16 protein-coding genes are annotated in these 21,992 nt (G+C 72.6%); 8 read left to right on the forward strand and 8 right to left on the reverse strand.

Annotated features, from left to right (window positions below; all coding sequences use genetic code 11):
- Window positions 1-192 precede the first annotated feature (192 nt).
- Together ACERZO_RS31435 and ACERZO_RS31440 are read left to right on the forward strand one after the other, a co-directional pair.
- On the forward strand, window positions 193-2,160 hold the full coding sequence (locus tag ACERZO_RS31435; RefSeq protein ID WP_372668670.1) for a PEP/pyruvate-binding domain-containing protein: 1,968 nt from the start codon (window positions 193-195) through the stop codon (window positions 2,158-2,160).
- Window positions 2,161-2,178: 18 nt separating this feature from the next.
- The gene (locus tag ACERZO_RS31440; RefSeq protein ID WP_372668672.1) at window positions 2,179-3,489 is read left to right on the forward strand and encodes an MFS transporter; all 1,311 of its coding nucleotides are present in this window, start codon (window positions 2,179-2,181) and stop codon (window positions 3,487-3,489) included.
- A 439-nt stretch (window positions 3,490-3,928) separates the two neighbouring features.
- Here the strand turns inward: ACERZO_RS31440 and ACERZO_RS31445 are convergent, their stop codons facing one another.
- From ACERZO_RS31445 to ACERZO_RS31460, 4 genes are all read right to left on the reverse strand, one after another.
- The gene (locus tag ACERZO_RS31445; protein WP_372668673.1) at window positions 3,929-4,474 is read right to left on the reverse strand and encodes a regulatory protein RecX; all 546 of its coding nucleotides are present in this window, start codon (window positions 4,472-4,474) and stop codon (window positions 3,929-3,931) included.
- Window positions 4,475-4,652: 178 nt separating this feature from the next.
- Window positions 4,653-5,699, reverse strand: coding sequence for a recombinase RecA (gene recA, locus ACERZO_RS31450; RefSeq protein WP_372668675.1), 1,047 nt, complete (start codon window positions 5,697-5,699; stop codon window positions 4,653-4,655).
- A 240-nt stretch (window positions 5,700-5,939) separates the two neighbouring features.
- Window positions 5,940-6,134: a DUF3046 domain-containing protein gene (locus ACERZO_RS31455; RefSeq protein ID WP_086680497.1), complete on the reverse strand. Its 195-nt coding sequence runs from the start codon at window positions 6,132-6,134 to the stop codon at window positions 5,940-5,942.
- A 196-nt stretch (window positions 6,135-6,330) separates the two neighbouring features.
- The gene (locus ACERZO_RS31460; protein ID WP_372668677.1) at window positions 6,331-8,181 is read right to left on the reverse strand and encodes an Hsp70 family protein; all 1,851 of its coding nucleotides are present in this window, start codon (window positions 8,179-8,181) and stop codon (window positions 6,331-6,333) included.
- Between the two features lie 182 nt (window positions 8,182-8,363).
- On the opposite strand from ACERZO_RS31460, the gene ACERZO_RS31465 reads away from it, so the two are divergent.
- Genes ACERZO_RS31465 through def form a run of 6 tightly spaced genes read left to right on the forward strand, consistent with a single transcriptional unit; the run spans window position 8,364 to window position 17,883 of the window.
- Window positions 8,364-9,614: a four-carbon acid sugar kinase family protein gene (locus ACERZO_RS31465; RefSeq protein WP_372668679.1), complete on the forward strand. Its 1,251-nt coding sequence runs from the start codon at window positions 8,364-8,366 to the stop codon at window positions 9,612-9,614.
- Window positions 9,611-10,639 carry a 4-hydroxythreonine-4-phosphate dehydrogenase PdxA gene (pdxA, locus tag ACERZO_RS31470; RefSeq protein WP_372668681.1) on the forward strand — a complete coding sequence of 343 codons (1,029 nt, stop codon included), beginning with the start codon at window positions 9,611-9,613 and terminating at the stop codon, window positions 10,637-10,639. The genes ACERZO_RS31465 and pdxA overlap by 4 nt, the downstream gene beginning before the upstream one ends.
- On the forward strand, window positions 10,636-11,913 hold the full coding sequence (locus ACERZO_RS31475; RefSeq protein WP_372668683.1) for an MFS transporter: 1,278 nt from the start codon (window positions 10,636-10,638) through the stop codon (window positions 11,911-11,913). The genes pdxA and ACERZO_RS31475 overlap by 4 nt, the downstream gene beginning before the upstream one ends.
- Window positions 11,885-12,685: a DeoR/GlpR family DNA-binding transcription regulator gene (locus ACERZO_RS31480; protein ID WP_372668685.1), complete on the forward strand. Its 801-nt coding sequence runs from the start codon at window positions 11,885-11,887 to the stop codon at window positions 12,683-12,685. The genes ACERZO_RS31475 and ACERZO_RS31480 overlap by 29 nt, the downstream gene beginning before the upstream one ends.
- Window positions 12,666-17,345, forward strand: a complete 4,680-nt coding sequence (locus ACERZO_RS31485) for a DEAD/DEAH box helicase (RefSeq protein ID WP_372668686.1) — start codon at window positions 12,666-12,668, stop codon at window positions 17,343-17,345. Before ACERZO_RS31480 ends, ACERZO_RS31485 begins: the two co-directional genes overlap by 20 nt.
- 37 nt (window positions 17,346-17,382) lie before the next feature.
- Entirely contained in the window at window positions 17,383-17,883 is a 501-nt protein-coding gene (def, locus tag ACERZO_RS31490; RefSeq protein ID WP_372668688.1) for a peptide deformylase, read from the forward strand.
- Between the two features lie 351 nt (window positions 17,884-18,234).
- Here the strand turns inward: def and ACERZO_RS31495 are convergent, their stop codons facing one another.
- The 4 genes from ACERZO_RS31495 to ACERZO_RS31510 all read right to left on the reverse strand — a co-directional run bounded on the left by ACERZO_RS31495 (window position 18,235) and on the right by ACERZO_RS31510 (window position 21,914).
- Window positions 18,235-19,314 carry a GNAT family N-acetyltransferase gene (locus tag ACERZO_RS31495; RefSeq protein WP_372668690.1) on the reverse strand — a complete coding sequence of 360 codons (1,080 nt, stop codon included), beginning with the start codon at window positions 19,312-19,314 and terminating at the stop codon, window positions 18,235-18,237.
- Window positions 19,315-19,409: 95 nt separating this feature from the next.
- Window positions 19,410-20,141 carry a VOC family protein gene (locus ACERZO_RS31500; RefSeq protein WP_372668692.1) on the reverse strand — a complete coding sequence of 244 codons (732 nt, stop codon included), beginning with the start codon at window positions 20,139-20,141 and terminating at the stop codon, window positions 19,410-19,412.
- Between the two features lie 59 nt (window positions 20,142-20,200).
- Window positions 20,201-20,971, reverse strand: coding sequence for a maleylpyruvate isomerase family mycothiol-dependent enzyme (locus tag ACERZO_RS31505; protein ID WP_372668694.1), 771 nt, complete (start codon window positions 20,969-20,971; stop codon window positions 20,201-20,203).
- Entirely contained in the window at window positions 20,961-21,914 is a 954-nt protein-coding gene (locus ACERZO_RS31510; RefSeq protein WP_372668696.1) for an SAV_6107 family HEPN domain-containing protein, read from the reverse strand. Before ACERZO_RS31510 ends, ACERZO_RS31505 begins: the two co-directional genes overlap by 11 nt.
- Between the last annotated feature and the right edge of the window lie 78 nt (window positions 21,915-21,992).

Raw genomic sequence — 21,992 nt, forward strand, 5'->3', positions numbered from 1 at the left:
CGCGTCATCGCCGCGCCCGAACGGCGGAATGCGCGTCCGCATTCCGGGAGCACCGTTCCAGCTTTCTGGAACGGTGCTCCGAGCGGGTGTGGCGGCAGTCATGAATCCCGCTGAATGGAGCAATCGCGGCCTCGGTGGGTGATTTACCGGCCTGTTATCGTTTCCCCTCGCTGTTTCGAGCGAGGAGATCCGGTGTCCCTGACCGATGTGGTCGCCCCCAGTCCTGCCCCCGAGAACGTCGCCGCACTCGTCGGTGAACGCCTTTCGCTGTCCGCCCTCCACCAGCTGGGCGGCACCCTCGGCGGCTATTCCTTCGTCAAGGTCGTGGTCGACCGCGAAAACGCGGTGATCCACTTCCTGAACGACGCCCGCCATTCCTTTCACGCGATCTATATCGGGGAAGAGATCCTCGGCGTCCCCGAAGAACGGGTGCGCGCGGAGATCGACTCCTACAACCAGGACTTCTACCACGCACCGGACCGCCGGTTCCTGCTCGGCATTCTCGCCCGCCACCCGCAGCTGCTTTCGCTCGAGACGGTCGAGGTCGACACGATGCCGGCCGCGCTGATCCGCGAGTTCCACGCGTTCGTCGCGCGGTACGTCGACCCGGCGCTGCCGCTGGTGTTCAAGCCGGCCAACCAGCTGCAGGAGCGGATCGTCCGCGAGATCCCGCCGGGCGAGCTGCCGCGGGTGTTCGCGCACGAGCTGTTCTCGACGGCGCCGTTCGTGCCCTTGAACCCCGGCACGGCGACGGGCCGGCTGCGCGCGTTCCGCACCGAGGCCGAGTACCGCGCCGCGACGCTGGAGTGGTCGGACATCATCGTGATGGACCGCGTCCCCGACGACATCCCCCGGCTGTCCGGCATCGTCAACGCCCGCCACACGACACCGTTGTCGCACACCAACGTCCTCGCCACCGGCTGGCAGATCCCGAATGCCGTCCAGGTCGGCGCGCTGGCCGACATCGACCGGCGCGACCTCGACGGCAAGTGGGTCGAGTACACAGTGGACGACCAGGGGCTGACGCTGCGGGAGGTCACCGAGCCTGCGTCGGCCGCGCCGCCGAAGTGGTACGCCCAGCGCGTCACGCTGGAGGAGCCGGAGTCCGGGGCCGGCCCGATCGTGCACCTGAACCGGCTGCGCGCGACCGACCGCTACCGGTACGGCACGAAGGCGGCCAACCTCGGCGAGCTGCACCACGTGCTGGCGCACGGTTCGCAGCGGCTGCTCGGCTTCTACCAGGTGCCGCGCCCGCCGCGGGAGAACCTGCTGCCGTACCTGGCCCGGCTGCTGGACGTCCCCCCGGGCTCCGACCTCGCCGCGGCCGCGCACCGGCTCCTGGACGAGCACGTCCGCGTGCCCCGCGGGATCGCCTTGCCGTTCTCGCTGCAGCGGCGGTTCCTCGAGTCGTCGCCGCGGATCCAGCAGGCCATCGGCAAGCTGAAAATGGCCCTGGAGCTGGACGCCCGCGAGATCGAGCCGCTGTGCGTCGAGCTGCAGGGCCTGATCCGGTCCGCGCGGCTGCCGGGCGCGCTCGCCGGGGAGATCGACTCCGCGCTGGTGTCGCAGCTGGCCGGGGTCCGGACGTTCGTCGTGCGCAGCTCGTCGAACGCCGAAGACCTGGCCGGGTTCTCCGCGGCCGGGATCTACGAGTCGCTCAACCACGTCACCACGGCCGAGCGGATCTTCGCCAGCGTCAAGGAGGTGTGGGCGTCGCTGGTGTCGGTGCGCAGCGTCCGGCTGCGGCACCAGGCCGGGATCTCCCTCGACGAGTGCTACATGGGCGTGGTGATCCAGGAGCAGGTCGCGGCCGACTTCGGCGGTGTGCTCGTGACGACGAACCCGATGAACCGCGCGGACTTCCGCACGGTGTACGTCAACGTGTCGCCGCGCGTGACCGACGTCGTCGAGGGTTCGGCGTTGCCCATGCAGTACCTGTACTCGACGGTCGAAGGCGGCGGCCGCACGGTGTCGCTCGGCGACGCCCCCGCGGACCTCGACCCGCGGGCGCACGACCAGCTGCAGCGGCTCGCGATCGCCGGCCGCCTGCTGCAGGGGCACTTCTCGCCCGACTACACGTTCGACTCGCCGGTGGACGTCGAGTGGCTCGCCGACGGCGAGCACCTCCACCTCGTGCAGCTGCGTCCGTATTCCGTTTGAGTTCCGGGAGAAACCGTCATGCTGGGCCTTGGCCTGCCCGCGAACCCCGCCGTGCGACGCACCGTCCGGCTGACCTACGGGTTCCAGTTCTTCTTCGGCCTGCTGCTGTGGGTGCCGATCTTCTACCAGTACCAGAAGCTCGTCGGCCTGTCCGACGGCGAGATCTTCGGCATCCAGAGCATCTACTACGTCGTGTTCTGCCTGCTGGAGATCCCGACCGGGCTGCTCGCCGACCGGTTCGACTACCGCACCTCGCTGACGGCCGGCGCCGGCGTGCTCGTGGCGGCGAACCTGGTGCCGGTGTTCCTCGGCTCGTACCCCGGGTTCCTGGTGCACTTCATCCTGATCGCCTTGGCGCGGTCACTGGTGTCCGGCGCGCAGAGCGCGTACCTGTACGAGTACCTGCACGCTTCCGGCGCCGGTGAGCACTACTTGCGCGTGGAAGGCGTCGGCCGCGCGTACAGCCTGGTCGGCAAGATCGTGTACTGGCCGGTGATCGGCCTGCTGATGACGTGGAACCTCCCTTCCCCGTACTGGCTGACGGCGATCAACGCCGGCGTGGCCCTGCTGTTCGCGCTGAAGCTCCCGCCGATTCCCGGCGGCCGCCGGGTCACGGGCAAGACGGCCTCCCTGGTGGCCGGTGTCGGGGGCGCGCTGTCGGCGCTGCGGTCGTCGCGGTGGCTGGTGCTGCTGATGGTGCAGGGCATCGCGATGTTCACGCTGGTCCGGATCTGCCAGGTGAACCTGTTCCAGCCGATCCTGGAGTCGAAGTCGCTGTCGGTGAACTGGTACGGCGCGATACTGGCCGCCATGACGGTCTTCGAGGCCCTGGGCGCGGCCCGCCCCCACCGCCTCCGCCGCGCGATCGGCCCGGTGGGGTCGGTGTTCACGCTGACGATCGTGATGGCGTTGTGCCTCGGGGTGGTCGTGTTCGTGGGTTCCTTCCCGGCAGTGGTCTTGTTGTGCGTCTTCGCGGTGGCGACGGGGATTTCGTTCCCGGTGCAGAAGCAGCTGCTGAACGACTCGATCCCGGACTCCCGCTACCGCGCGACGCTCCTGTCGATGGAGTCCATTGTGGACCGCGCGGTGTGCGCCCTGGTGGCGGTGGCGCTGGGCGCGTACCTGGCGGCCGGTCAGCTCGACGAGTTCCTGGTGCTGTCGGCGGTGGTCACGTGCGTGGTGATGGGGTTGCTCGCGGTGCTGCTGCTGGCGGTCCGCAAGCACCGCTCGGACCGCCGGGTGCCGACCGCCCGCCGCCCCGGCGCGACTCTCCCGCCGGCCGACCTGGAAGGTCGGGTGCAGCACCAGGTGGGAGAAGCCCGCCGCTGACCCAGCGGCCGGCGCCACCGCCGGTGCTCGCTCGCCCAAGCCGCCACGCGGTCTGCGGGTTCCAGGCCGCCCACAGCGGGTTCCGGGCACTCGACCACCTTTGCCGGCCGCCCAGGCCCAGGCCGCCCGCACGCAGCCCGTACACCCCGCCCACGCTCGCCGACCGCCCCAGGCCGCCCGGGCACCCGCCCGCGCTTGCCAGCCGCCCCGCCCCAGGCCGCCCGCAGGCAGCCCGTGCACCCGCCCACGCTCGCCGACCGCCCCAGGCCGCCCGCAGGCAGCCCGTGCACCCGTCCACGCTCGCCAGCCGCCCCACCCCAGGCCGCCCAGGCACCCGCAAGCAGTCCGAGCACCCGCCCACGCTCGCCAGCCCACCCCGCCCCAAGCCGCCATCGCTTGCCGGGCCGCCCGACCGCCGTGCTGGGCCGGCGGGCGCCGGTCAGTCGATGACGGCGTCGTCGAGCAGGGTGGACTCCGCGCCGTACTCGCGGAGTTCCTCCCTGATCACGGTGTACGCCAGCCCCTGCGGATAGCCCTTGCGGGCGAGGAAGCCGAGCAGCCGCCGCAGTGCGGTCTGCTCGTCGACGTTGCCGAGCGACCCGAGCCGCTTGCGGACCAGTTCCCTGGCCATCTGCTCTTCGGACTCGCGGTCGACCTCGCCCGCCGCCTGCGCGGCGACCTCACCGTCGACGCCTTTGCGCCGCAGCTCGGCCACCAGCGCGGTGCGGGACAGCCCCTGGTTCGCGTGCCGGGACTTCACCCACAGCTGGGCGAACTCCTCGTCGTTGACCAGCCCCGCCCGGTCGAGCTTGCCGAGCAGGGTCTCGCTGGTCTCCTCGTCGAACCCCTTGCGGTGCAACGCCTGCCGCAGCTCCTCCTGGGTGCGCGGCCGGGCGGCCAGGAGATCGAAGCAGATCTCCTTGGCCTTCTTGTACCGCTCCTCGGGAGGCAGCTCGGCCGGCGGAACCTTGGGCGCCCTCGCCACCTACGTCACTCCTCGTCTTCACAAACCCGCGCCCGAAGTCGAAACGCGACCACGGCCGGGGTCCAGGGGGCTTGCCCCCTGGCGGGGGTCCGGGGGTTCGACACCCGGGAAACACGGCAAAGGGATGAGGGCGAGCGCACTCCGCGAGCACACCGGCCCAATCCCGAGCCCCCTTCGCTCAGAAGTCCACCGGCGCCGGGACCGCCTCGACGGCGTCCGCGTCGAGCTGCGGGCCGATGCCGAGCTTCTCCTTGATCCGCTTCTCGATCTCGTTGGCGATGTCCGGGTTGTCGCGCAGGAACCGGCGCGCGTTCTCCTTGCCCTGGCCGAGCTGGTCACCCTCGTAGGTGTACCAAGCGCCCGACTTGCGCACGATGGACTGGTCGACACCCATGTCGATCAGCGAGCCCTCGCGGGAGATGCCCTGGCCGTACAGGATGTCGAACTCCGCCTGCTTGAAGGGCGGGGCCACCTTGTTCTTGACGACCTTGACGCGGGTGCGGTTACCGACCGCCTCGCCGGCGTCCTTCATCGTCTCGATGCGGCGCACGTCCAGGCGGACCGACGCGTAGAACTTCAGCGCCTTACCACCGGTCGTCGTCTCCGGGGAGCCGAACATGACGCCGACCTTCTCGCGGAGCTGGTTGATGAAGATCGCCGTGGTGCCCGAGTTGGAGAGCGCACCGGTGATCTTCCGCAGCGCCTGGCTCATCAGGCGGGCCTGGAGGCCGACGTGCGAGTCACCCATCTCGCCCTCGATCTCGGCGCGCGGCACGAGCGCGGCGACGGAGTCGATGACCAGGATGTCGAGCGCGCCGGAGCGGATCAGCATGTCCGCGATCTCGAGCGCCTGCTCACCGGTGTCCGGCTGGGACACGAGCAGCGCGTCGGTGTCGACGCCGAGGTTCTTCGCGTACTCCGGGTCGAGCGCGTGCTCCGCGTCGATGAACGCCGCGATGCCGCCGGCGCGCTGTGCGTTCGCCACGGCGTGCAGGGCGACCGTCGTCTTACCGGAGGACTCCGGGCCGTAGATCTCGACGACCCGGCCGCGGGGCAGCCCGCCGATGCCGAGCGCGACGTCGAGGGCGATCGAGCCGGTGGGGATCACGGCGATGGGCGGCCGGGTGTCCTCGCCCAGGCGCATCACCGAGCCCTTGCCGTACTGCTTGTCGATCTGCGCGAGCGCGAGCTCGAGCGCCTTGTCCTTGTCGGGTGCTGCAGGCATGGAAGTCCACCTCGCTGGTCGAAGCCCCGGCTCTCCGGGGGCTCTGTGTCGGTTCTTCAGCTGTCCGGTCCGACGCTAGCGGCGGGGACCGACAATTCCAGGCGCGGCGCCCAATCTGTGGATCGCTGGACCCGATGTGGACAACACCTTAGACGAACACCTGTTCGAGGTCGGCAGCGACACACCCTTGCGCTAGGATTTTTCGCCCACCCGGGTCGAGCACCCGGGGATATGCCCAGGTCAGCGCCGTTCGCGGGGGACGTCGAAGGCGTCGCAGACCTCTCGCCAGACGTCTTTGGCCGGGATTCCCGCGGTCAGCGCCTGGTCGACGGTCCGGCCGCCGAGCCCGCTGAGCACGTGGTCCCTGGCCAGCACCTGGGCCCGCCCGGGGCCGAACTCCTCGGCCATCAGCCGCCGGAAAACCGTGATCCGCATCGAACCCACTCTAACCGGCGGGCGCGAACGGTCCGTTCGCGCCGTCCGCCCCCGGACCTCAGGGGCCTGGCAAAGCCGGCGTCCCGGGTCGCCCCAAGCGAAGCCTGAGCGTCTTGAATGAGTCATTCAGGACCTCCCAAGACCTGAATGACTCATTCAAGACAGCCGAGGTCGCTGTCGGCGAAAGGCCCGCCGTCTACTCCCCCGGCTGGACGCTCGCCTCGAAGTAGTCGGCCAGCGTGCCCGGCGTGGTCGCCGCGGCCTGGTCACTCGAGTTCAGCTGGTAGATGAACCCCACGAGCGGCCGGTCCGACACCGTGAACACGAGCACCGCCGACGTCTTGCCCGCGGCCGACGAGTAGTGCCCCTTGAGGCCGTTTCCGCCCCAGTCGGCCTCGGTGCGGTCACCGCCCGCCGAGGTGAGCAGGCCGTCGGTGTACTGCTTGAGCGTGTCGGCGTTGTCGCCCTGGACGTAGGTCACCTGCGTGCCCGCCCGGCCCGGCGCGGAGCAGGTCGAGGACACGCCGAGGCTCTCCGCCGGCGCCGCCGGGCCGTTGCCCATGCCCGGCTTGCAGTCGCCGGTGTCGGCGATCTTCCCGGCGAGCTGGCGCAGGCAGCCGGTGAGGCCCTTGTCGTCGGCCTGGCCCGGCGTCTTGCACTGCTCGGCGGTGTAGGTCGTCGCCGAGGACGACGACGTCAGGAAGTACGTCAGCCCCGCCGCGAGCACCACCACGACCGCGGCCGCGATCCCGATGAGCAGCTTCTTCTTCCCGCCGGGCTTCGGCTCCGGTTTCTCCGGGGAGGAGTACGCGGGGAAGTTCGACGGCATCGGCTGCGGCCCGCTCGGCGGGAAGTTCGCCGGCGCGTACCCCGGGTACTGCGGCGGAGGTGGCGGAGACTGAGGGGGCGCGTACTGCGGGCGGTGCGGGGCGCCCGCGGCCACCGCGCCTTCGACGTTCTGCGTCCGCGCGCCCATGCCGTCGCGCGCGACGTGCTGCGCCCCGAGCGCGACGGCGGTCTCCGGCTGGTCGAGGCTGCCCGGCACGACACCGAGCTTCTCCGCGATCATCGTGCCGACCAGCGGCAGCCGGCTCGACCCGCCGACGAGGTAGATGCCGGCCAGCCGGTCCGGCGTCAGCCCGGACGAGCGCAACGTCCGCGAGAGCAGTTCGACACTGCGCAGCATCGCCGGCCGGACCAGGCCCTCCAGTTCGCCGCGCGTGACGAGGACGTCCTTGAACGGCTCGGGCATCGGCACCTCGGTCTGCGGGTGCCGCGACAGCGCCTCCTTGGCCGCCTTGACGTCCTCCTGCAGCGCGCGCCGGGTGCGCCGGTCGCCGGTGGACTCGGGGCGCAGGAGCCGTTGCCAGCGCTGCGGGTCCGAGTGCGAGACCTCGCGTCCGACGTGCACCATCAGCGCCTGGTCGACGTCGAGGCCGCCGAGGTCGGGCAGGCCGTCCTCGGCGAGCACGGTGAAGCCGTTCTGCGTGGCGCCGACGACGGCGACGTCGAAGGTGCCCGCGCCGAGGTCGTAGACGGCGAGCGCCTGGCCGGGGGCGAGGGACTTGCCGGGGAACGACGCGAAGTGCGCGGCCGCGGCGACGGGTTCGGGCACCAGCAGGATGTTCTGGCCCATCCCGGCGAGCCGGGCGGCGGACATCAGCACGTTGCGGCGGGTCTGGCCCCACTGCGCGGGGTGGGTCAGCCGGACCTCGTCGGGCTGCTCGCCGCCGAGCTGACGGGACGTTTCTTCGAGGACGCGGCGCAGGATGGCGGCCAGCGCGTCGGTCACCGGGACGACGTCGGTGCCGAGCAGCAGGGTCTGCTCGTCGATGCGGCGCTTGGGGTTCGGTTCGAAGCGCGTCGGGTCGAGGCGGGCGCGGCGCTCGGCGTCGCGGCCGACCATGATCGTGCCCTCTTCGGTGGCGAACACCGCCGACGGCATGTTGGCCGAGCCGTCGACCTCGACGACCCGGGGCGGCCTGCCGTGCGCCGACAGGACGGCGACGGTGTTGGACGTCCCGAGGTCCACGGACAGGATCCGCACAGCACTCCCCTTCGCGAAACACGCCGTGACGGCGTTCGCGGTGATGCTGCCATGCGCGCGGTCACCGTGCGTGCGGACCCGCGAAAGTCACCGCGGCTTGACGGAGAGGTGGATCACGGTGCACGATAGTTGCGCAGTTCGGTCATCCGAGTTGCCCGAACCGCGCAAAGGAGCGATCCGCGATGCCGAAGCTGCTCGTCCTCGGGGACGACCTGACCGGCAGCAACGCGACCGGAGCGCTGTACGCCCGCTTCGGGCTGCGCGCGGTTTCGGTCAACGCACCGCTCGAACCGGACGCGCCCTGCTTCCGCGCGGAAAGCGGAATCGACGCGCTGGTGGTGAACCTGGGTACCCGGCACGCCTCGCCACCACACGCCGGGCGGGCGGTGCGGGACGTGGTCGGGCTGGCCGGGCCCGTCGAGCTCACGGTGAAGCGTGTGGACACGACCCTGCGGGGCAACGTCGGCGTGGAGACCGAGGCCGTCCTGGCGTCGGCACCGGGGGCCCGTGCCCTGGTCGTGCCGGCGTTCCCGGACGCCGGCCGGGTCACCCTCGGCGGCCTGCACCTGGTCGACGGCGTGCCGCTGGCCGAAAGCCCGGCCGCCCGCGACCCGCTCGCCCCGGTCCGGACTTCGCGGATCCGGACACTCCTGCGGCCGACCGACCGGGAGATCGCCGAACTGCCGCTGGACGTCGTCGAGGACGGCGTGGATGCGGTCGAGGCCGCCTTGCGCGGCCCGGCCGGGATCGTCGTCTGCGACGCCACGACGAACCGGCACCTCACCACCGTCGCCAAGGCCGCCGCCCGGCTCGCGGCCGAAGGCACCCGCTGGATCTCCGTGGACTCCGGGCCGTTCGGGGTCCGGCTGGCGGCCGCGCTGGGCCTCGCCCCCGGCCACGGCACCATCCCGCCGGTCCTGGCCGTCATCGGCAGCATCACCGGGCAGACCCGGGACCAGGTGCTGGAAACCGAGCTGGTGCTGGACGCGCGGTACGTCGACGTCGACCCGGAGCGGCCCGACCCGGCCGTGATCGCCGCCGCGGCCGGGAAGCTGCTCGACGCCGGGCACCGCGTGACCGGCATCCGGACCCGGGCACCGGCACCGGGCGTCCCGATCGACGCGAGCGTGGCGGCGCGGATCGCGCCGGCGCTCGGCGAAGCGACCCGGCTGGTGCTCGCCGCCCACCGGATCGGCGGGCTCTACGCCACCGGCGGCGACATCGCCGTCGAAGTCACCAAGGCCCTCGGGGCCGACGGCTTCGAGATCGACACCGAAGTGCTGCCGCTGGCGGTCGCCGGGCGGCTCTCCGGCGGCCCGCACGCCGGGCTGCCCTTCGCCACGAAGGGCGGGCTGATCGGCGGCCGGGACGCCGCCGTCGCCTGCCTGGAACACCTCAACCACGTGCTGGCCACCGGAAGGAAGAACCCGTGAGCGACCTCCCGATCCTCGCCGTCACCCTCGGCGACCCCGTCGGCATCGGCCCGGAGATCACCCTCAAGACCCTCGCCGAGCCCGAATCCCTGCAGCTGGCCCGCGGGGTGGCGGTCGGCGACGCGATCGTGCTGGAACGCCTGGTCCGGCACCTCGGCCTGCACCTGGAGATCAACCCGATCGCCACGGTCGCCGACGCGCGCTTCACCACCGGCGTGATCGACATCCTGAACCTCGGCGTGGTCCGGGAAGACCTGCCGTGGGGCGAAGTCAACGCGACCGCGGGCGCCGCCGCCGTCGGCGCGATCGAAGTGGCCACCCGGCTCGCGCTGGCCGGCGAGGTCGACGCGGTCGTGACCGCGCCGATCAACAAGGAGGCGATCTGGGCGGCCGGTTCCCGGCACCTCGGGCACACCGAGATGCTCGGCGAGCTGACCGGGTCGACCCGGTTCAACACGATGTTCTGGGTGTCCGGGCTGAAGATCTTCTTCGCCACCCGGCACCTTTCGCTGCGCGAAGCGATCAACCAGATCACGCGGGAGAACATCGAGCACGCGATCCGCGAGGCCTACACCGCGCTCGAAGTGTTCGGCACCGAGAAACCGAGACTGGCGGTGGCGGCGCTGAACCCGCACGGCGGCGAGAACGGCAAGTTCGGCGACGAGGAGATCGTCGCGATCGCGCCCGCGGTGGCCGCCGCGCGCGCCGCGGGGCTCGACGTCGTCGGCCCCATCCCCGCGGATTCCGTGTTCCACCAAGGAATCCAGGGCCGGTTCGACGGCGTGCTCTCGCTCTACCACGACCAGGGACACATCGCGTCGAAGACGTACGACTTCGACGGCACGGTGTCGGTGACCGTCGGCCTGCCGATCCTGCGCACGTCGGTCGACCACGGCACGGCGTTCGACATCGCCGGCACCGGCCGGGCCTCGCACGGCACGATGGTCGCGGCGTTCAAGGCGGCCGCGACGCTGGCGCCGTACGCCCGCAAGCTGCCGTCGATCTACCCGCCGGGTGTCCGGTGATCCCCCGCAAGCGCTGGGCGTACGTCATCCCGGTCGCGGTGGTCATGTACATGCTGGCCTACCTCGACCGCACGAACGTCGCGGTGATCCTGCCCTACATCGGCGACGACTTCCCGTTGTCCGCCAGCGCGAAGGGGCTGGCGAGCGGCATCTTCTTCGTCGGCTACCTCGTGCTGCAGATCCCGGCCGCGGTGCTGGCGGTGAAGTGGAGCGCCCGCAAGACGGTGCTGATCCTGATGGTCGCGTGGGCGTTCGCGGCGGTGCTCTGCGGGCTCGTGCAGAACGAAACGCAACTGCACCTCGCACGGCTGCTGCTCGGGCTGTTCGAGGGCGGCGTGTGGCCCGCGGTGCTGATCCTGCTGGCGTCCTGGTTCCCGCAGGCCGAACGGGCCCGGGCGAACGCGCTGTGGATGACGTGCCTGCCGATCTCGGCGATCGTCATGTCCCCGCTGTCCGGGCTGATGCTCGACCACATGTCGTGGCGCTGGGTGTTCGTGCTGCAGGGCCTGCCGCCGCTGCTGTGGGCGGTCGTCTGGTGGTTCGCGGTGGCCGACCGGCCGGCGAAGGCCCGCTGGATCTCCGCCGAAGAGCGCGACTACCTCGAGACCACGTTGCAGGCCGAGGAAGAGGCGAAGCCCGCGTTCGTCAAGCAGGGCTACCGGCAAGCACTGGCGAACCGGCAGGTGCTGCTGCTGATCGGCATCTACTTCTTCTGGATCACCGGCTTCTACGGGTTCAGCCTGTGGCTGCCGTCGGTCGTGAAGACGATGACCGGCGGCTCGGCCACCGCCGTCGGGTTCCTGTCGGCGGTGCCGTACGTCCTCGCCCTGGCCGGGATGGTCGTGTGCGCGCACTGGTCGGACCGCACCGGCAACCGGCGGCTCGCCGTCGCGGTACCGCTGGTCGTGGCCATCGCCGGGCTGCTGCTCGGAAACCTCGTGCACTGGCCGGCGGCGGTGCAGCTGGTGCTGCTCTGCGTCGTCGCGACCGGCGTCTACATGCCGTACGGGCCGTTCTGGGCCATCCCCAGCCGGATCCTCGGCATCGAGGTCGTCGCCGTGGCGATGGGCCTGATCAACGCCCTCGGCAACCTCGGCGGGTTCGCCGGGCCCTACCTGGTCGGCTGGCTCACCGACGTCACCGGCAGCGCGACCACCGGGTTCGTCGTCCTGGCGGCGTTCCTCGCCGTGGCCGCGAGCCTGGCGTTCTTCGGGCTGAAACCCGCGACTGTGGAAGAGTCGGTGCATGTCCCAGCCGCGACCAGGCACCCGTGACCGGCGCGCGATGCTCCTGGAAGCCGTCCGCGACGGCTCGGGCGGCATCGCGGAGCTCGCCGAGGAGTTCGGCGTCTCGGAGTCGACGATCCGCCGCGACCTCGCCTCCCTCGCCGGGGCCGGGCACGTCGTCCGCACCTACGGCGGCGCGCTCGACACCGAACGCAGTCCCCGCGAGAAGGACCGCGAAAACGCGACGGCGAAGGACGCCATCGCCCGGAAAGCCGCCGCGCTGGTGCGTGACGGCGAGGTAGTGCTGCTCGACGCCGGCACGACCACCGGCAGGCTCGCCCGCCACCTCGCCCACCGCGAGGGGCTGACCATCGTCACGAACGGCGTCACCGCCATCCGCGAGCTGGCCGGCTTCGCCGGGATCGACCTGATCGTCCTCGGCGGCCGGCTGCGGCACCCCAACGAGGCCATCCTCGGCGAGAGCGTCCTCGCCCAGCTGCGGCACATCTCACCCGATCGGGTGTTCCTGGGGGCGGACGGCCTGGTGCCCGGCCGCGGGCTGTGCTGCCCGTCACTGGAGCAGTCGGTCGTCAAGCACGCGATGCTGCACGCGGGCGCCGAGGCCTACGTGCTGGCCGACCGCTCCAAGCTGGACCAGGCCCCTTTTTCCTACTGGACGCCGCTCGACCGCGAGTACCGGCTGATCACCGACGAGCCGACGATCGACGCCGTGTACCCGGCGTTCGCCGACAGCGTGATCGTCGCCGATGCCTCCGAAATTGTCGGTGGTGCCGCGCATCATGGACGACGTGGCAGTTGACGTGCTCGACCTCTTCTCCCCCGCGACCCGGGACTGGTTCGCGGGGGCCTTCGCCGCGCCCACCGCGGCCCAGGACGGCGCCTGGCGGGCGGCGCACGCGGGCGAGCACGCCCTCGTCGTCGCGCCGACCGGGTCCGGCAAGACCCTGTCCGCGTTCCTCTGGGCGCTGGACCGGCTATCGGTGGAACCACCGCCGGCCGAGGCCACCAAGCGCTGCCGGATCCTCTACGTCTCCCCGCTGAAGGCCCTCGCGGTCGACGTCCAGCGGAACCTGCGCGCCCCGCTCGCCGGCATCTCGCAGGCTTCGCGGCGGCTCGGGCTCCCGGTGCCCGACATCGAGGTCGGCATGCGCACCGGCGACACCACCGCGGCCGAGCGCCGCTCGTTCGGCAAAACTCCGCCGGACGTGCTGGTGACCACGCCGGAGTCGCTGTTCCTGATCCTCACGTCGTCGGCGCGGGAGTCGTTGCGCGGCGTCGAAACGGTGATCGTCGACGAGGTGCACGCGGTCGCCGGCGGCAAGCGCGGCGCGCACCTGGCGTTGTCGCTGGAGCGGCTGGACTCCCTGCTGCCGAAGCCGGCGCAGCGGATCGGCCTGTCGGCGACGGTCCGCCCGATCGACGAGGTGAGCGCGTTCCTCGCCGGCGGCCGCCCGGTGCGCGTGGTCCAGCCGAAGCTGGCGAAGACCATCGAGGTGCGCGTCGAGGTCCCGGTCGACGACATGAGCAACCTCGACGCACCGCGAAGCGGCCCGGCGCCGAGCCCGCTCGACGAACTGGAGTCGCTGACCGAGGCGTTTCCGCCGGGAGACATCGCCCCGGGCGGCCTGGGCACGCTGGAGGAGATCGCCGGCAACCCCGTGCAGCGGCCGTCGATCTGGCCGGCGGTCGAGGAGCGGGTGCTGAGCCTGATCCGCGACCACCGCTCCACGATCGTCTTCGCCAACTCGCGCCGGCTGACCGAGCGGCTCACCGCCCGGCTCAACGAGCTGGCCGCGGAACAGACGGAGCTGACCCCGGCGGACTCGTTCCCGGCCGAGGCGGTCGGGCAGTCCGGCGTGAGCACCGGCGCGCCGCCGGTGATCGCCCGGGCGCACCACGGGTCGATGTCGCGGGAGCAGCGCACGCACGTCGAGGAGGACCTCAAGTCCGGGCGGCTGCCGTGCGTGGTGGCGACGTCGTCGCTGGAGCTGGGCATCGACATGGGCGCGGTCGACTTGGTCGTCCAGATCGAGGCGCCGCCGACGGTGGCGTCCGGTCTGCAGCGCGTCGGCCGCGCCGGGCACCAGGTCGGCGCGGTCTCCTCCGGCGTGATGTTCCCGAAGTTCCGCGGCGACCTCGTCTCCTGCGCAGTGGTCGCGGAACGGATGGCGACCGGCGCGATCGAGGCGGTCCGCTACCCGCGCAACCCCCTCGACGTGCTGGCGCAGCACGTCGTCGCGATGGTGGCGCTGGAGCCGTGGACGGTGCCGGACCTGGCTTCGCTGGTGCGGCGGGCGGCGCCGTTCGCGTCGCTGCCGGACGACGCGCTGCACGCGGTGCTCGACATGCTCGCCGGCCGCTACCCGAGCGAGGAGTTCGGCGAGCTGCGGGCGCGGATCACCTGGGACCGCATCGGCGGCGAGCTGCGCGGGCGGCCCGGCTCGCAGCGGCTGGCCGTCACCTCCGGCGGCACCATCCCGGACCGCGGCCTGTTCACCGTGATGACACCGGGCGGGGACGACAAGCCCGGTTCGCGCGTCGGCGAGTTCGACGAAGAGATGGTGTACGAGTCGCGCGTCGGCGACACGATCCTGCTCGGCACGTCGTCGTGGCGGATCACCGACATCACGCACGACCGGGTCATCGTGGTGCCCGCGCCGGGCGAACCGGCGCGGATGCCGTTCTGGAAGGGCGACGCGCCGGGCCGTCCGCTCGAACTCGGCCGGGCGCTGGGGAAGTTCGTCCGCGAACTGTCCACATCGGACGACGAGAAGGCGCGCGAGCGGGCCGCCGCGGCGGGGCTGGACCAGCGGGCGTGCGACAACCTGCTGAACTACCTGGCCGAGCAGAAGTCCGCCACCCGGCACGTGCCGAACGACCGGACGATCCTCCTGGAGCGCTACCGCGACGAGCTGGGCGACTGGCGGATCATCGTGCACTCGCCGTTCGGCGCGCAGGTGAACGCGCCGTGGGCCCTCGCGATCGCCGCGCGGCTGCGGGAGAACCGCGGGGTCGACGCGCAGGTGGCGCACTCCGACGACGGCATCGTGCTGCGGCTGCCCGACGCCCTCGACGCCGACGGCGGCGACGTCACGATCGGCGCGGACGACATCCTGCTCGACCCCGAAGAGGTGGAACAGCTGATCGTCGCGGAGGTCGGCGGTTCGGCCGTGTTCGCGGCGCGGTTCCGGGAGTGCGCCGCGCGGTCGCTGCTGCTGCCGCGCCGGGACCCGCGGCGCCGCACTCCCCTGTGGCAGCAACGGCAACGCGCGTCGCAGCTGCTGTCGGTCGCGGCGAAGTACGAGCGGTTCCCGGTCGTGCTGGAGGCGATGCGCGAGGTCCTGCAGGACGTCTACGACGTGGGCGGCCTGCGGGAGCTGATGACCGACGTCCGGGCCCGCAAGGTCCGGCTGGTGGAGGTCGAGACGCCGGCCGCGTCGCCGTTCGCGCGCAGCCTGCTCTTCGGTTACGTCGGGATGTTCCTGTACGAGACCGACGCGCCGCTGGCCGAGCGGCGGGCGGCGGCGCTGTCGCTGGATTCGGCGCTGCTGGCCGAGCTCCTGGGCACCGAGGCGATCCGCGAGCTGCTGGATCCCGAGGCCGTCGCGGAGGTGACCCGGTCGCTGCAGCGGCTCGACCCCGACCGCCACGCGCGCTCGGCGGAGGACGCCGCCGACCTGCTGCGCTTCCTCGGCGACCTGACCGTCGAAGAAGCCGCGGAGCGCGGGATCCGGGCGGAGTGGCTCACCGAGCTGGAAGCGGCGCGGCGGGCGATCCGGGTACGGATCGGCGGCACCGAACGGTTCCTGGCGATCGAAGACTCCGGCCGCGTCCGGGACGCACTGGGCACCGCCCTGCCGGTGGGCGTCCCCGAGGCGTTCACCGAACCGGTCGCGGACCCGCTCGGCGACCTGCTTTCGCGCTACGCCCGCAGCCGGGGACCGTTCGCCGCTTCGGACGTGGCCAAGCGGTTCGGGCTCGGACTGGCCGTCGTCACCGGGGTCCTCGACCGGATGACCGGCGAAGGCCGCCTGGTGCGCGGCGAGCTGAGCCCGGTCGGACATCCGGACACCCACTCCCCGGGCGTGGGCAGTTCGGTCAGTACTGAGTACTGCGACTCCGCGGTGTTGCGGCGGCTGCGGCGGGCGTCGCTGGCGAAGCTGCGGGCCGAGGTGGAGCCGGTCGAACCGGCGGCGCTGGGCCGGTTCCTGCCGTCGTGGCACGGGTTCGGCGGCCGCGTCCGGGCGGCGCCGACGGCGGACGACGTGCTGTCGGTGGTCGAGCAGCTCGCCGGGGCGCCGTTGCCGGCGAGCGCCGTCGAGTCGCTGATCCTGCCCGGGCGGCTGCCGGGCTACTCCCCCGCGCTGCTGGACGAGCTGACGACCGCCGGCGAGGTCACGTGGGCGGGCTGCGGCGCGTTGTCCGGCGGGGACGGCTGGATCGCCCTCGCCCCGACCGATGTCGCCGACCTGCTGCTGCCGGAAGTCGTCGAGGACATCCCGACCGGGCCGCTGCACGACGCGCTCGTGTCCACTTTGGAGGGTGGTGCGCTGTTCTTCCGCCAGCTGGTGGACCGCGCGAGCGTCCTGGTGGACAAGGCGCCGAACGATGCCGAAATCGTGGCCGCGCTGTGGGACCTGGTGTGGGCCGGGCTGGTCACCGGCGACACGCTGGGGCCGCTGCGGGCCCAGGTGGCGGGGCACGGTGCGCACAAGCCGCGGCGCCAGGCACCCCGTGGCCGGTACGCGCGACTGCGGGCGGGGCGGCCGCAGATGCCGTCGCGGTCAGGGCCACCGACGGTCGCCGGCCGCTGGGCGCTGACGCCGAACCGTGAAACCGACGCGACCCGGCGCGCCCACGCGCGGACGGAGGCGTTCCTCGAACGCCACGGCGTCCTGACCCGCGGGGCGCTCGACACCGAACGCGTCACCGGCGGGTTCTCCGGGATCTACAAGGTGCTGCGCGGCATGGAGGACACCGGCCAGGTGATCCGCGGCTACGTCGTGGAAGGGCTGGGCGCGGCCCAGTTCGCGGCGAAGGGCGCGGTGGACCGGCTGCGCGCGCTGTCGGGCCCGGGCCGTCCGGCGCCCGGCCGCGCGGTGGTGCTGGCGGCGGCGGACCCGGCCCAGCCGTACGGCGCGGCGCTCCCGTGGCCGGCCGCGACGGGCGACACGAAGCACCGTCCGGCCCGCAAGGCCGGCGCGCTGGCGGTGCTGGTGGACGGCGTGCCGGCGCTGTACGTCGAGCGAGGGGGCAAGTCACTGCTGAGTTTCACGGACGAGCGGCAACCGCTGGTGGACGCGGCGCAGGCGTTGTCGGCGGCGGTGCGGGAGGGCTGGCTGGGTCAGCTGTCGGTCCAGCGCGCGGACGGCGAGCAGGCCCTGACGTCGGAACTGGCGGAAGTCCTCCGCGAAGCCGGTTTCCGGGCCACGCCGTCCGGGCTGCGACTGCGGGCCTAAGCTGCCAGTTCGACACCGCACGAAGGATGTTCTGCTCATGGCGATGCGCGAACTGCGCTATTTCGGCGACCCGATCCTCAAGACCGTCTGCGACCCGGTCACCGTGTTCGACGAAAAGCTCGAGGCGCTCGTGCGCGACCTGGTCGACTCGGTGAAACCCGGGGGCCGCGCCGGGCTGGCGGCCCCGCAGATCGGGGTGGGGCTGCGCATCTTCAGCTACGACGTCGCCGGGCTCACGGGGTACGTGATCAACCCGGAGATAGCCGAGCTGTCCGAGGAGACGCACGAAATCGACGAGGGCTGCCTGTCGGTCCCGGAGCTGTGGTTCCCCACGAAGAGGGCGAAGCACGCGAAGGTCCGCGGCGTCGACATCCACAATGAGCCGATCGAGGTCGAGGGCGAAGACGTACTGGCCCAGTGCCTCCAGCACGAAACCGACCACCTGGACGGCATCCTGTACCTGGACCGCCTGACGGCCGACCGCAAGAAAACGGCCCTCCGCCAAGCGCGCGACAAGGACTGGTTCTGGAAGCGCTGACCACCCGACCAAGCCGGCGCCACCGGCCGCGGCTCGATCGGGGCGCGCTCCCGGCTGGCCGCTCCGGCTCGCGCGGCTGACCCACCTCTGCGGCCCACCCAGCTCGCGCGGCCGCCGCGGAGCGGCTCGACCACCCCCGAACCTCTGTAGCCAACCGTCTCGCGGGCTGCTGTCCCGTGCGGTCAGGCCACCGCGGCCCGGTCGCCAACCCCGGCCCTGCGAGCCACCACAAGCGGCCATGCGCCTCGCGCGTGCCGCCTGACCACCGCAGGCCGGTAGCCATTCCCGGGTCCCGCGGGCATCACAAGCGGCCACCTTCGCGCGCGCCGCCCTCCCTTGCCGCCGGACCGGTCAGTCGCGCAGGAACATCCTCAGCTGCGTGCTCTCCTCCGCCGAGTGTTCCGCGCGCAGACCCGCCCGGGCCGCCGTGCGTGGGAGCACGTCGTCGCCCGCCAGGCAGTCCGCTCGCAGCTCCGTGATCCCCTTCGCCTCCGCGAGCGCCGCCAGGCGGGACAGCAGTGCTGTGCCGATGCCCTGGTTCTGCCAGTCGTCCTCCACCAGCAACGAGATCTCGGCGCCGCCCGCGGCCGAGGGGATCAGCTGGCCCAGCCCGATCACCTCGCGGCCGAAGACGGCCAGCACGCTCGTCCCGCGCGGCGGCACCAGCAACCGGTGCAGCCAGCGGCGCGGGACCGTGCGGACGCCCGTGTGGTAGCGCCGGAAGAGCGTCGCCGTCGAGCAGCGGCGGTGCAGTTCGGAGACCGCTTCGGCGTCGGCGGGCACGCCCTTGCGCAGGACGATCGCCGCGCCGTCCGGGCGGTTCAGCACCACCGGGCCCGCAAGGTTGCGGGCCGCCGCGCCCAGCAACGTCACCAGCGCTTCGGCGCGGGTGAGCTCCAGCTGCACGAACGGCGCCCACTGGCGCCGCGCCACCAGCGCTTCTCCGTCGCCCAGGGCGAACACCGCGCGGTGCCCGCTCTCGGTGCGGCCCGGGTTCGCCTCGACCTCGGGGACGCGCGTGACCACGTCCGCGGCCAGCACGTCCTTCAGCACCTCGGCGAGCCGGGCCGGGTCATCGATCGCGCGCCGGGCCGCGAGCAGCGTCGACGACGAAGGGTCGACCAGCTCGTGGACGTCGGCGTCGATGATCGCCGTGCATTCGCAGCCCTCGGCGCGGATGGCGTCGACGAGGTGGCGCCGGGGCAGGCCGGTCGCCGGGCGCAGGACGATCTCGTCGAGCACGCCGCCGGGCACGGGCAGCACCGACAGGCCGAGGATGTTGCACTCGAGGTCGGCGAGCCGGATCGCGATGCGGGCCAGGGTGCCGGGGTGGTCGTGCATCCGGACCCGCACCCGCCACGCCGACGGCGTACCCGCCGCCTCGACGTCGGCCGCCGGGTCGAGCTGGGGCAACGCTCTGGAGGTCTCCATGCCCCCACGGTCCCCCGCGTGTGTTGCCGACCCGGGACGCGGGTGTTTCGCGCAGATCAGCGTTCGGGACGGCTCGGCAACGCGGCCGAAACGCCTCAGCGCGGGGTCAGCACGCAGAACTCGTTGCCTTCCGGATCCATCAGCACGCGCCACGGCAGGTCCGGGCCGCCGAGGTCGGCCGGCGCCGCGCCCGTCGCCACGACCTCCGTCACCACCGCGGCGTGGTCGGCGCCCGCCGGTGGCGCGATGTCGAGGTGGACGCGGTTCTTGACCCGCTTGACGTCGTCGTTGCGGAGGAACTCCAGCCACGGCCCCCGCCCCGCCGGCGCGCTCAGCCCCACCAGGCCTCCTTCGTCGCGGGCGCCGACCGATCGGCCGGTGAGCCGCGCCCAGAAAGCGGCCATGCGCTCCGGGTCGTGAGCGTCGACCACGATCGAGGCGACCGCCCCCGTACCCGCGTACCGGTCGCGGGGCTCGAGGACGCAGAACTCGTTGCCTTCGGGGTCCGCCAGCACCACCCACGGCACGTCGCCCTGCCCGACGTCGACGCGGCGGCCGCCCAGTTCCAAGGCGCGCGCCACCAGCTCCGCCTGGTGCTCGGGCGTCGTGCTGGCCAGGTCCAGGTGGATCCGGTTCTTGACCTCCTTGGGCTCGGGCACCGGGACGAACACGAGGTCCAGGTCCCAGCCGTCGGTCTCCGGGGCGCGCACGTCGACCTCGTCCGGCTCCTCGACGGCGACGCGCCAGCCGAGCAGCGCGGCCCAGAAGTCCGCCAGGACCCTCGGCCGCGCCGCGTCGATCACCAGGTTCACCAGCCGCGTGTTCATGCGCCGCAGGTTAGCCGTCACCCCCGACAGTTCCGGTTCGGCTTCCCCACCTACCGGAGTCATCGGGTCGCGAGCCGCAGCAGCGCCCAGAGCTGGGCCGCCTGGTCGTGCACGCCCCGAACGGTCACCGAGGTCAGGGACGACCGGCCCCACAACCACAGGTAGACGCGCTCGGGCTCGCCGGCCGTGACGACGTCGTCCGCGGCCTCGGCTTCCTCGGCCGAACAGCGCCAGGCCTCCGTGACGTCGGGCCCGGCACGCGCGATCCAGCTGTGCGCGCCGACGCGCACGCCGACCGAGCCCGCTTTCGTGCCGGTCAGGCCCAGCATCGGCAGCTTCTGGCCGAACCACAGCGTGAGCGCCTCGTCGATGCCGTCGATCGCGAGGTCTTCGTCGACGCCGCGCGACTCCGCGCCCGCGGCCTGCTCGACGTCGACGCGGTGCACCAGGGTTTCGTGCAGCATCCGCCGGCGCCAGAAGCCGTACGTCGGGTCCGCCGGCCACCACGTGTCGGCGTGGTCCTCCGGATCGTGCGCGGCGAGCTCGTCGAGCAGCTCCGTCAGGCCGGTTTCCAGGTACTCGCCCAGGCTCTGGCCGGGTTCGGGGTCGCGCTGCCAGTCGTCCGGGCCGCGGCCGTCGGCCAGCCGGCGCCGGACCATCCGGTAGAGGCTCCCGACGTGCCGGGCGACCTCGCCGAGCGACCACCCGGGGCAGGCGGGCACCGGCGCTTCGAGCGGCGCCGCGCGGACGGCTTCGGCCAGCACCCGGCCTTCGATTCCCAACGCCGTGAGCAACCGCCCCTGGTCGACCGGGCCGTGCTCACGCGACATGGGCTTCCCCGGTGATCGGCAGGCCGTGCACGAGACGGCGGACGAGTTCGAGGAACGGCGTGGCGGCGTGCACCAACCCATCGGCCGACTCGGCGGTGACCTTCCCGGTGATCCCGGCCTGCGCGGCGGCGCGCGCGGCCGAGTTGCTCGCGAAGAAGGCGGACCATTCCCGCAGTTCGGGGGCCACGGAGTCGAGCAGCACCCAGGTACTGGCCGGCCGGGCACGCCCCCGGTGCGGACGGCCGCGGGCGGCGAGCACGGCAGCGGCCCCGCGCAGGGCGGCGAGGTAGGCGCCGACGAACCGTTCGACGGAGTCGGTTTCGCGCTCGGCTTCGGCCAGTCCGCGCCGGGCTTGGGCGAGCAGACCGGCGGCCACGGGCGGAGCGGGCGGGCGAAGGGACATGGGCAGCTGGGACTGCTCGCGATCGCCATCGGCGGCCGGCGGGCGCAGGGGCAGTTCAGGCGCGGCGGCCGGACGCGACGACGGCTCGGCAGCGGCGGCAGGCTGGCGCACGGACATCGACAGCTCAGGCTTGGCGGAACCGGTGGCCGACGGGCGCGATTCAGTCGATCGAGGCTGCTCGGGCGCCGAACCCGCTCCCGCGGGCAAGTCGGAATCAGGCAGCCGAGCCTCCGCACCGGCGGCGGGCAACCTCGGCAGCTCAGGCGCGGCGGCCGGGCGCGACGGCTCGATCCGCGGCTCCGCGGCCTCAGCACCGGCGACCGGCGCAGCAGGCGGGCGCACCGGCTCCGGCGTCATCGGCAACTCCGGCTGGCCGGCGTCCACCGAACGCCGCCGGGGCTTGCGGGGCTCCACGCAACCCGGGACCGGCGGGGCCGACGACACCGACGGGCGCAGCGGGGACCGCCCGGTGTGCGGGCGCAGCGACATGGGCAGCTGCGGCTGCCCGGACTCCGTGGGGGACACGACCTTGACGGACATGACGACCCTCCTCCTGCGCTGGGTGAGCCCGATCATGTGCCCGGCGCCGAGACGCTTCCCCCGCCCCGGAGCCGGGCA

This window comes from Amycolatopsis kentuckyensis (assembly GCF_041679295.1).
Lineage (GTDB): Bacteria > Actinomycetota > Actinomycetes > Mycobacteriales > Pseudonocardiaceae > Amycolatopsis > Amycolatopsis kentuckyensis_A.